Source organism: Adonisia turfae CCMR0081, assembly GCF_011009555.1.
GTDB lineage: Bacteria > Cyanobacteriota > Cyanobacteriia > Phormidesmidales > Phormidesmidaceae > Leptothoe > Leptothoe turfae.
Map to the genome: position 1 here is coordinate 1,277,910 of NZ_QXHD01000004.1, position 11,895 is coordinate 1,289,804.

General features: G+C 48.7%; 10 protein-coding genes. All 10 read left to right on the forward strand.

Translation table 11 applies throughout. From position 1 onward, the window contains the following. On the forward strand, positions 1-224 hold a 224-nt coding region (locus DXZ20_RS09590), incomplete at its 5' end, for a hypothetical protein (protein WP_250565700.1). 95 nt (positions 225-319) lie between these two features. After that, positions 320-1,615, forward strand: coding sequence for a S8 family peptidase (locus DXZ20_RS09595; protein ID WP_163697822.1), 1,296 nt, complete (start codon positions 320-322; stop codon positions 1,613-1,615). Positions 1,616-1,735: 120 nt separating this feature from the next. Then, on the forward strand, positions 1,736-2,563 hold the full coding sequence (locus DXZ20_RS09600) for a hypothetical protein (protein ID WP_163664373.1): 828 nt from the start codon (positions 1,736-1,738) through the stop codon (positions 2,561-2,563). 123 nt (positions 2,564-2,686) lie between these two features. Then, positions 2,687-4,366, forward strand: coding sequence for a hypothetical protein (locus tag DXZ20_RS09605; RefSeq protein WP_250564932.1), 1,680 nt, complete (start codon positions 2,687-2,689; stop codon positions 4,364-4,366). A 142-nt stretch (positions 4,367-4,508) separates the two neighbouring features. After that, positions 4,509-5,540 (forward strand): hypothetical protein, encoded by a 1,032-nt coding sequence (locus tag DXZ20_RS09610; protein ID WP_163664375.1) that lies wholly within the window; start codon positions 4,509-4,511, stop codon positions 5,538-5,540. A 54-nt stretch (positions 5,541-5,594) separates the two neighbouring features. Next, on the forward strand, positions 5,595-7,970 hold the full coding sequence (locus DXZ20_RS09615) for a hypothetical protein (RefSeq protein ID WP_163697824.1): 2,376 nt from the start codon (positions 5,595-5,597) through the stop codon (positions 7,968-7,970). Further along, positions 7,960-8,292, forward strand: a complete 333-nt coding sequence (locus tag DXZ20_RS09620; protein WP_163697827.1) for a hypothetical protein — start codon at positions 7,960-7,962, stop codon at positions 8,290-8,292. Before DXZ20_RS09615 ends, DXZ20_RS09620 begins: the two co-directional genes overlap by 11 nt. Then, complete coding sequence (locus tag DXZ20_RS09625) at positions 8,282-9,046, forward strand: hypothetical protein (RefSeq protein WP_163697829.1); 765 nt, start codon at positions 8,282-8,284, stop codon at positions 9,044-9,046. Before DXZ20_RS09620 ends, DXZ20_RS09625 begins: the two co-directional genes overlap by 11 nt. Before the next feature lie 197 nt (positions 9,047-9,243). After that, a complete protein-coding gene (locus DXZ20_RS09630) occupies positions 9,244-10,524 on the forward strand; it encodes a hypothetical protein (protein ID WP_163697831.1) in 1,281 nt (426 codons plus the stop codon). A gap of 90 nt (positions 10,525-10,614) precedes the next feature. Then, positions 10,615-11,874, forward strand: coding sequence for a hypothetical protein (locus tag DXZ20_RS09635; protein ID WP_163697833.1), 1,260 nt, complete (start codon positions 10,615-10,617; stop codon positions 11,872-11,874). Positions 11,875-11,895 lie beyond the last annotated feature (21 nt).

The following is an 11,895-nucleotide window of genomic DNA, read 5'->3' on the forward strand; positions in this document are numbered from 1 at the left end:
AAGTGGAGACTGGTGATTCTGGGTTAGACGGAGATGATTTAGTCCCCCTTAACGATCAAAGAAGTTGGTCGTTAGACCCAGGAGAAACAATTCTTTTCGTGGCCAATGGCGATCTTTCGCATGCTACAAAACATGAGGATGGGCAAGATGGAGATATTGATTGGACGTTTGAGAAGCATTCTGGTGAGATTGCAGTTAAGTGGACTGTAGTGGAGGTGAGCTAACCACAGAGTACCATTTTGAGCTCGATAACATATTGTCATCTGATGATTAACTGAGCGGTATAAAAAACGCTGCTGGCACCGATGATTGATTTTTTATGAAACCCCATATCCTAGTCACCTTAACAAAAGACGTTGCCCCTGGTCAGATTCCTTATTGGGAGGATGTTGCCCAGCATAAAGCAAAGGCTCCTACTCAGCTCACGCCAGCTGTGGATCAGGTGGCGAAGAAATATGGTCATTCGTTTCAGGTGACGCGGGAGTATAGGTCTGCTAAACCTAATGGTTGGGACCAACATGAACAAGAGAGCAAATTTGATCGCACATATCGTCTGATTTTGCAGCAGAATACAGAAATTCCCGCCGCATTAATTCAGGATATTACGGTTATTCCTAACGTCGAAGCTGTCAACTCCGGTAAGGTGGCGACAGCCGAGCTGCCGGTGATTGCTAAGGGATTGAGTTTTGATACAGATATGCGATCGCGCCAAGCCATCTACCTACCAAAGGCCCATGACTACAGCCAGGGCGATTCCAAAATTACAGTGGCGGTGTTAGATACCGGCATCGATCTCGATCATCCCGAGTTAAAAGAGGTGTTGCTTCCCGGCTATGACTTTGTCGATATTCTCGATGGATCTGGAAAGTTTCTCGGAGACTATTTGGACTATGATGAGGACCCGGAAGACGAGGTGGGTCATGGCACCCATGTCGCTGGAATCATTGCTGGCCAGGGCTTAAAAATGCCGTTAGGAGTGGTGCCCAAGTGCAAGATTTTGCCTGTGCGGGTGTTGGGAGCGATGAAACGTGGCTCTAAAAAGGTCGGCGCAGGTTTGGTGGATAACATCAATTCAGGCATTAAGTGGGCCATTGACCACGGTGCAAATGTGATCAATATGAGTCTTGGCATTGAGCACACAGACGGTGGGCTACCCCATGAAGAAGTAGTGAACTATGCTCGCCGTAAAGGCGTTTCAATTGTTGCCGCGTCTGGCAATGATGGCCAGGAACACCTTTATTATCCAGGGGCACTCCCCCATGTGATTGCGGTGGGAGCCTTGGATGAGTCAGGGGAAATCACGTCGTTTTCCACCTATGGCAAACAGGTTGATTTTGCCGCTCCTGGCACAGATATTTATAGCACTTACATCGGTAATGACTATGGTTTTTCCACGGGAACATCCCATGCTTCACCCTTTGTTGCCGGAGCGATCGCCTTGCTCAAGTCCTATGCTCGACAAAAATACAAGACTAACTTATCTGATCGGCAAGTGAAATATTTGCTCAAGCATACCGCCGACAAACTGGATAAACGGTTTAAACATCCCAAGGCAGGCTTTGGCAAGCTTAACTTATTAGATGCCCTGCGACTATTAGACTACAAGCTTGCCTGATAATACAAGGTTGCTCACGGGGAGGCATACAGTCTTAGGTGAACATGATTATTTTATCTCCAGTTGACTTTGAGATCACTGGTAACTATCCTCAAGCCCACTTCATCGGAGAATAATTTAATGTCAACAACAACGGTCGACCTTAATCTAGTTGTTTACGCAACTCCGGAAGAAATTCAAGCCGATAAGGCTTCTCTTGAAACAGACAACTACACTGCAAAGCTGGAAAATACTGCATATGCTCTGCTCAATGTGATTGAGGCTCTCAAAGACTATCTTCCAGATATTGAGGTATATAACGGTGTTTATCTTCCAGTTACAGTAGCATCAGCTGCCCTGGCAGAGCTTGCGAGGGTAGGAGAGACGCTGAGTCTAGCATCGTCATCAGCAAGTAGTTTTATTACAGAAATACAAGAGTCAGCCGAGTCAGCAGCCTCTTTCGATCCAGGTTCAACCGCAGCAACAGAGGCTCAAACATTACTAAGTAACGCTCAGACGATACAAACAACACTAGAAGAAAGTATCTCAAGCTTTAATGAAGATTCAGGTGAGATAGTTGAGAGTGGTAATTTCATAAAGTCTGTGCCTGCAAATATTCCAAAAATAAAAGAAGTAGCCTTGCTGTATATTTCGCAGCCTACTAAAAGCCCAGCCACCAACAATGATCCTTTAGAAGTAGCCACAGCTACACTAAAAAGTGCCATTCAAGAACAGGTTACTGACGTTTTAAGTGGTCTGGAAGCGAAAGTATTAGAGGCAGCAGCCTTAGCAGCTGCAGCAGCGGCTGCATATGATAATTGGGACACCCTAAGTGACCTATTTGGGATTGAGAGTGCTGAGGGGGAGAGTCCTACTGATGGGGAAAGCACCGATCTAGCTCTGAGTGAAGTGGATAATTGGCTGGTTGTTCAACAACAGTTTGGTCTCTCAGACTTACTCGTCGGCTAGGCTACAGTCGTTAGTAGGCTTAGAGTTTGAAGCACTAAGGTTTATTTGATGACAGTTTTTGCCTTGAGAAATTGAAATTTCTGACTTTATCAGTTTTTTATTGATTTATTGCGGGAAATTACCATGGTTCTTACCTACGCTAACGGTTCTACCACCTACACGGAATACACTGCTGAGTTGGTACTACAAATCAATCCACCAAGCGTCACCTTAGATTCCTATGCTGAAACAGCCTTAAGTAATACAGAAACCTATTTCATCAATCAGGCAGGAGATGACGATCCTAGAGATTACATAACCAGCGAGGGTTTGTTAAGTAGAGTTAATACCCTGACTGAAAAGCTAAATGGCTCTGGATTAGACAATATTCCAAAATTATTACTTTCCAGACCAATCATTTATGCCACCTTGATTAAGGCTGCCCGCGAAGACGAGAGCGTATCAGATGATGATCTTGAAGGGTTATATAGCTCGGTACTGCGAAATGTAAACAATATTCCCAAGCGCTATTTCCTAGCCCAGATGCTTACCCTGGTGCTCAACGATAGGCGCATTCGGCTAAAGTCCACTGATAAGCGTTGGGAACAATTAGACGACCTCACGCTGTCCCAGGGGCTGCCCATCACCATTGGCCAGGTGGAGCCTGCCGTTACCGACCTGCTTTCCACTCTTTACACTGAAGGGAATATTCCTTACTATGTAGCCCAGTTTGCTGAAAGAGACGACAATCCAATCTCTCCCTATTCCTTTACGGCCTCGCTTCAGCAGGGAATGACCGATTATTTGGTCAAGCTGGGTATTGAGATTGATGATGACACCTTTACGGCTGGCGGCTACGATCAGTACTTCCTGATGGCCTACAATGAGGCCCTCAAAACCAGTACGGTTGCTGAAGACCCCATTGATGCTGCACGGGTTAAAGGTGGAGAGACTACTTGGGATTTCTCTGTCGACACCTTTGAGAGTATCGAAGAACAAGGGGTAAGCTCGGACAATATTTTGGCGGCGGGCGCGCTGGACTACATCTACTGTATTGGGGAACGCATGCATGTGTTTGATGTGGCCAATGCACTGGTATTACGCTGGGCTAGCGGTATGCTGGATGTACCTGAGGGGACGACAGCTGCTGCACTTTATCGCTACCACAAACTCCGTAGCGAACGCTCCACACCTCAAGAGCGAGCCATGCTGTATCGCCGAGTCCTGAATCGAGGTGCTGGTCGCCTGCTCTCGAATATGGTTCCCAATGAAGATTTTCCCCGGCTATGGCACCAGCTGATGTCTGAGGTGGCTGAGTACATTCGCAAGGCGGAGGGCAGCTACTCAGCAGATGGTTGGGTCTCCCGAGCCCCCATTTACCAGGCGACGAAGAACCTGCAATATAACCTGAGTGAAAACATGACTGGGATGTCTCACCTACAGGTAACTGAAGATTATGCCCACTTGCAAGAGGCGCTAGATATCATCAAGTCTGAGGATGTGGTGATCTCCTACGGTGGTCGCCGTCAGAGTATTTGGACGGTGATTGAGCAGATTGCCAAAGAAGATTTGGGAATTATGGTCTCCAGTGCTCCCATTCGTACCGCTGCAGTGGAGGGCAACAAGGTTTTTCAGTGGATTGCCACCTTTAATGAAGGTTCGGTTCAAGACAGTATTTTCCAGAATTTCCTCTCTTCGGCAGAGGCTTGGATTATTGCCCAGGCCGCCATGGAAGAAGACGATGACTCCTTTGGGCAGGACGATGACGATATGGACGACGATATCGACATGGATGAGGATGACGATTTTGATGATTGGAATTAGGTAACGAGTGACAAGTAACGAATAACGAATAACAAGTAACAAGTAATAAGTAACAAGGACAGGAACAAGTTACAGGTTACTCGTTATGAGTCAAACGGGGTCCATTTAACAGTTCTATTTGGCGTAGAGAGGCTAAAGTGCCATGTCACAATTGATGTATGACGAAAATATTCAGACAGAAGCGCGGGCGCGGGCGCGATCGCTACTGTCCCAATCCCAATCATTCCGGAATATGGATCGCAATGAACAGGCGGCCATGTATAAGGACGTAGTCATGGCTCAGTGTAAAGAATTGGCTGATGAAGACGGTGGTCAATTAGCAACTCAAAAAGGATTGTCAACGGGCTTGGCTGCCAGTGATCAAATCGATGACAAACGCCATCTCAATGAGCGAATTGGCCCAGAAACGGGAGAGATGGCTGCTGACTTTATCAGTGATGTCGATTTTCCTCAATTTGTCGAAGACTTGCTCACGGGTGTTTTTGACGCGAACTTAAACGTCACCGTAACGCAGATGCAGGAATATCAGAGCCTGTTAAAATCTGCGACCAAATCTCTCAGCAGCTTTGTCAAAAATGTCAGTGATGAAGATGCCTTTGCCCACATGGCAGATAGTATGGGCGATCAATTTAGTTTTATTGAAGATGAGCAGGGGCAACCGGCCCTCGGTAATGCCAGTGGACAACAGCTGGATATTGGCGATAACGAAGTTAGAGCCAGAATTATGGACGCTAAACTGGCACTGGCTCAAGAACAACGAGCCCTGCTGCGAGAAACTATTTTGATGGGTATTTCTCGATTAGTGGTCGAACGTGGTACGGTCAAAGCAGCCGTTGTCTTTGATGTTAAAGCAACTGAAAAGATTAGTAAATCTGACAAGGCTGCCGATTCATCTACCACCAAATCTGGTGGCACCCGTGGAGGCGGCCTGTTTGGGTTCTTGGGCAGACGTAGTTCCAGCACGAACAAGCGCAGCAAGATTAGCGTGTCTTCTGCCAAGAGTACCGCAACTACTGATTTAGCTGCGCAAATTACCGGTTCGGTCGAGCTTGTTTTTAAATCTGATTACTTTAAGTTAGACAACTTTGCCTCGATGTATGGTGGGGAAGCACCAAAACCCCAAAAGCAGGCCCAACCAGGAGGACAACCGGGGCAGTATTTGCCGGGGCAGTAGCTGATGTTTTGTTTCTAGACTCTCTCTTGGTTTTAATGACATCGGGTAAGCACAATGGCTCTGGCAATCTTAAGGTGGCAAGACACGGACGACGACTATACCCACGTCGATATTGATATCGGAATTACCAATCGATATTACCGATATCAGATTGGCGATGAAGCGATCCGTCGTTTTAATGGCCTCAAGCAGTTAGAAGATCCAACCTTTATCTCGCCCCTAATGGGGCCGCTGCCAGAGGAAAGTTTGGGCCGTAAGACATTGGAAATTCCAAATGAGCAGTTTGATCGCAAACATCGTTATCTTCAACTCTTTAGTTTTCGAACGGCTCAGCTAGAAGGCCCCGCTCTTTCTGAAATTGTTCAGATCCCCGCTTTCGGTTTGCAACGTGAGCAGGATGATTCCCACAACGCTGTCTCCCTAAGTTTGGAGGACTCTATGCCATCACAAACCATCGAACAGCCTCCGGTTGAGGTGGTCGCTTTTTCCTATAAAGAAGCCTCTCCGGTGAGTACGGCCATGGCCTTCAAAGGCTTATCATCCGTCATTGGTGGCCTTAAAAAATTTGCCCCCCTGGCAAAAAAAGCTACGGCTGTTGTCACCAGTCCCCAGGCTCAGAACGCCCTGAAACAGGCAGGTACGTTTCTCAAGAACCCTCAAAATCAGCAAATGCTGATGAATGCAGGCACGTCACTCCTGTCAAAAACTGGGCTCACAGGACAGCAGCCCATGAATAACCAGGCGATGATGCAGCTCTTGATGAATTTTCTCAATCAGAGCGGTATGGCGGGTACGCCCCAGATGGGCATGATGCCAGGGGCAGGTACCATGCCTGCTATGACAGGAGCTAATCTAATGGGGGCTCAACAAAATCCAATGCTGGCGGCAGGAATGTTTCCAACCCAGCAAATGGGCTCTCAACTGCCCAACTCCTCGGCAGTGAATACAGCGATGTTGGCGCAACAACAGTTGCAGAAAAATCAGCTGCAACGATTCCCCACAGGGACTGCCAATCGCACTACTAACTTGAGTCGAGCCCGATCTTTTTCAACAGCCGCATCCGTCCCCTACAGTGATCAAATGGCCCTGCCAGCCTTGGCAGCCCTGCCGTCACTATTAGGAGGATTAGGTGGCGCGGGGGCAACGGGCGGAGCTTCGGCCCTGATGGGAGGTGCCAACATGAGCGGTTTGGTAACGTCCCTAATGCCTTTATTGCAGCAGGTCTTAACTCCTGAAACGGTGCAGATGATGATGCAAAACATATCCCCCACCAAGATGTTGGGGGCGGTCACCGACAGCGTCACCCAGGTAGCCAAAGTCAGTCTGGAAGATAAAAAACAAGATCAGCAGCACATTGAGAAATTAATCGCGAATGCAGACGATACTGCCATGGAAAAGTGGGCCTATGGAGCGGCGGTGGTCAATGCCCTAGCTTGGTCACCTGAAGTTGTTGACTATCGGCGGGTGGGTCGGGTGCGGCTGGACTTTATGGATGTTACACCCCTGATGCTCCACGGGCGTTCTCGGGTGCTCTACCATCAGGATCACGACATTGCTTTTCCCCTTAAGTTAGAAACACCCCGCCCGATCCGTAAGGGAATTCTCCAGATCCTGGTGAAGGATCCAGAGAGTCTGGAGATTTTGCTTGAGAAGAAGTACAAAGTTGACGATCTCACCAGTGGGCCGTTGGATGTGGTGCCCACCTTAAGGCGAGACCAGCTGGAACTGCTGGAACCCAACGAGGATTATTTAGTGACGGTGGTGCTGGCCTGGAAGGGGCGATCGCGACGAAACCCCAGCCCACGCCGCAAGAAACCCATGGGCACCAGCATGACCCAGATGATCACCCTGATGCGAGACTATTGCTTTGATCGCATTGAAGGTCAGTCGGAAACCGTTGCCCTCAATGATGTGGATCGCTATCGGTCTTACTGGCACAAGGTATGGCAGGGGCAACTCTCTAGTCGACGGCGTAGGTTGACCCTGGACTGTAAGTACTACTACACATTGGAACGCGATCGCACTGTCCTGGCCCGGATGGAAACCCTCTCCCGCATTCAACAGACCAGCGACACCCGTCAGGAAGGAAAACTCAAGGCTGGGATGATGCTCAACCCCGAGCGTTTGAACGAACTGCTCGGTCAAATCTCTGACCATGAGCCCCTCGACGACGAACAGTTAAACGCCCTGTTTAATACCGACAACATCAGTCTGTTCAATGCCCTGGCCCGCACTGAGGTCAAATTTAAAGGACGCAAAGGCAGCACCGTTGCCCTGTGGGTCTATCCAGAGTTAAAGATACAGCGGATTTTGCTAAAGCAAGCCTCAGAGATTGACGAAAACGGTCATGTCACCGAGCTAGTAGAAGCTCCGGTGTATTTCCCCATGCCCACCAAGGCCCACTTTATCGGAGTTAGCGATGATGACTAATGCAAATTCTTCTCCAGACGACCTCACTGGCCATGAACAGTTTGAGGAGCTGGATCCGTTGTTGCCCTTTGCCGATCTCGTTCATAGCCTGACGGACTACGAAAAACAGCGGGTAAACTCTGAGACGGGGCAGGTATTAACGGTGGAAGCAATTAAGGTGGATATGCCCATCGAGTTGCGGGTCACAGTGGATGATGCCGGTCAGGTCACCCTCAAGGGGGCGGCTCCCACCCAGCGGACGACAACAACAGTCTTGCCAGTGTTTCATCGTATGCAGCTGCGCATAGTTGAGGATCACGGGGAGGAGCGCCATGGCCAGTAGTGGAAACAAATCCTGGAATTTAGAATCTTTTCTTGACTCCTTGATCTTTGAGTTAGACAAGGCTCAAGACACCCTGTCGGTCAAAGGGTTAAACCGTCGGTTGACCTATATGGTGCAAGACATGAACCTAGAATTACAGTTGTTTCCAGAGTTTGATGGCGATAATGTGCGTTTTACCACCGCCAAACCCGGCGAAAAGGGGGCCTCTAAAATCTCTTTCCAGTTGGGGTCCATCAGCGATAGCCAAATTCGTGAAGTCACTCGGCCACCGATCCAACAGGGAGAAACCTCCATTGATGAGGTGGACCTGCCCGAAACTGAGCGCAAAGAGTTAAAAAAACTAGGGATTAAATCCACCGAAGATCTGCGTCGAACAGTCCAAGATCGCAATGTGGACCTGGGCAAAGTCACCGAAAAGAAACTCAACTACGGTAGCTTAGCCAACTTAATTAACAAAGCCCATCGTCAGGAAAAGCCCCCCAGTGTGGCCAAGGCCAGTCTCTCTAAATCCCAGGGTGACACGGTTTTAACCTTAGAAGGTAACAATCTAGCCAGTGCTCAGTCGTTGGATCAGTTTCCGGCAGCGGTGATCAACGATCAGCCGGTGGAGATTCTCTCAGCCAGTGATAAGCAGCTCAAGCTTAAAGTTAAGCAGACTCATCTGCAAGGTCAGGGAGGGAATCAGCTGAAAGTGGCGTTGGATCCCTACGCAGTATTTACGATGAATTTAGAATCGCAGGTGCAACCACCATAGGTCGGGGATTTTCGGGATCGGTTAGTGGCAATAGCGGTTAACCCACCCCGCCTTTTGGGAAGCCCCATTTTGCTATTTGGGATAACACTTCTCGATAGAGAAGCTCTATTGATCCCAGGAGAGGGATTTAAACAGAGACCTTATTAAAATCTTGTTACTTAAATTTTGAACTTTGAATTTTCACTTTTGAATTCACCATGTCTGCCTACATGCCACCTAGCCACAATCGTCTGTTAGCCCTGGAGCAACACATTCGACCCCAGCAGCCTCGGGTCAGGCCGTCGCGCCAGTCTCGCTTAAAACAGCCCCAGCCCCGGTACTATCGAGAGCTGACCACTCCTAACTCAGCGTTACAATCGCCCCGGCAGCCACAAACTCAGCAACCCGCCGGTCCCTATCGTCAGCTGGCGGCCCAGCTTGGTCAGCGTTACTATACTCCCTCCCAGACCCACACATCAAAATCCGACCTCCCCACCATTTCCACTCCCATTAGCCCAGCCATTGTCGAAACCTTTGAAGCAACTCCAACAACAGTTGCCCAAAAACATCGTCGCCAAACCCTCAACTCCCTACTGACATCTCCCCCTTGGGCTGAGGTTTCGACGGTAAGCTCAGCCGAATTACTTAAGCCCAAGGGCTCAGCCGAACTGCGTCAGTCGAAGCCTTCCCCTCGCTCACCCAAACCAAACCCGACTGCTCCCCTAGCCAGCTATAAGTCCCTTGCCACTAGTATCCGCCAGGCAAGACTAGGTCTCTCCACTGCCACTTCAGAGCCCACAACTCCGGTTGAACAGCCTCGCTCATCTGCAATGAATTGGGCTATTGACGAGGTTCTTACAACAGAAGCTGATGCCTCACCAGTAGCATTGAATAGTGTTGTGAAACAAGATGTTATGGAAGTAGAGAGTACACAACAGCCTATGACAAGGGAGACAATAGCATTAGAGGATAGTCTGCAAAATCCCGTCAGCGATTTGCCATTAGAGAATTACTCAGGGAGTGCTCCTGACCATGGGCAGGATACCCAGTCGGATGTTCCGTCGATTGAGATCCAAGTAATCGAGATATTCTCTGATGGTCAAGATCAGTCTCCATGTGAGGCTATGTCACCAGAAGAGGCTTTATCTGAGGATGATATCCTAGCTTCGGCAGCTACGATTGACGTAGTGCCAGTAGTCACTGCCAACGATACCTTTAGTGAGGTTGCACCACCGTCATTCTCTCAACCAATCGCAGATGAGTCCATCACTGTTCCTAAGAATTCTTCTGATGTCCCTCAGCAGGCCCATGAGAAAAGTGTGACTGCTGTTACATCGGCCTCTAATGCGGCAGCAGGATTACGCAACAATATGTTGCTGTTGACCTATCAGCTGGCCTGTCCGCCACAACTAGTGAACTATATGGCCCAGCTAAAACACAAACGCCATAAAAGAAAACGTTCCACACAACCCCCACCAATTACATCACCATTTGCCTAAAAAGTATCTTAATCACCTAATTAAATCCCAACCTCTCGCCCTTTTTACTTTTTACTTGTCCCTTTTTACTTGCCCTTAGGTACTGGTCCCATGAGAAATCGATTGCTGGAGTTAGAACGAAAAGTATATACCTCTCCAGGTAAGCCGGGCAAACCACCAAGAAAACGTCGGGGTAAACGCCGACCAGGCTTGCCCAAACGAGGACCACGCCCCGTGGCAGCCCGGTGTTGTCGTCGAGTACGGGTGAGGGCACAATCATTTGACTGGGATGAACCCATCGAGCTGATCTACAACAGCGAGCGTGATTCCTATGTGGCCCAAGAACCCTATGCAGCCGCCCATGACTATGAGGACGAGGGCTATGACGAGGGTTATGAAGCCAGTGCCTTTGGCTTAGACGAGGACGATGGGGCCGAAGCTTTTGAAGTAGAGTCCTTTGAGGTGGATGAGGATGACGAGTCGGATACACCCGTTGGGCAAGCATTTTCTGCCGTTGATCTCGATGAGGAGACATTGGCAGAAGATTTAGATTTTAGTGATCTGGATTCGGCACTAAAGCAAGAAACGCCAAGCAAGGCAATGAGTGATAGCGATTTTGCGGCGGATCTGCAGGCGATTATCACTGGTCAGAAAACCTATGACAAAGACCGTGGTGGCATGGTGAGCGCCAATCCAGATGAGCAACAGATGTCGACAGCTGCTGCGACAGATTCTACATCAGCTCTCCCTGACGACATCAGAGAGACAGCGGATAATCCCCACGATGTATTTTCTCAAATGGCTCAACACATGCCTCACAATCAGATGAACTCCACATCATTGCCCCTGGCAAGAAGTAAAGAGGACACATCTGACGATGAACAAAAACCTCATGATGTATTTGATCGCATGGGGCACAACATGAGTTATGCCAACTCATTTGATTTAGGCAGTATCTCCCTGGAGCAGCGCTTTGATGAATTTGATGACTTGTTAAACAAGGAGAAGACCATACAATCCACAGCTCAATCAGTTCTGATGGATGAGTTTGATGAATTGCTAGACAACGAGAAAAGAGCCCAATCCAGGGCTCAATCAGCTCAACTAGAGGAAGGGGCGAGTGCTCAGTCAGTCAGTGCGTCGTTAGCCTTAGATGAGGCCGCGTTAGAAGAGGATCTAGCACAGATGTATGGAGTGATGACGGAAGAGCGAGAACCTGAACTTCAAAAGACCACGCCTGAAATGCATAAGGCAATGCCTGAGCCGGATGAAACGACATCGAACGCAGAATCTCAATCGAGGATAGCACAGGAAACTGTTTCAGAACTACCCGAAAAAACCTCGAATGGGGAAACGGAGGAAACGAAGTGAATATTTCCTGTTTCAAGTTTT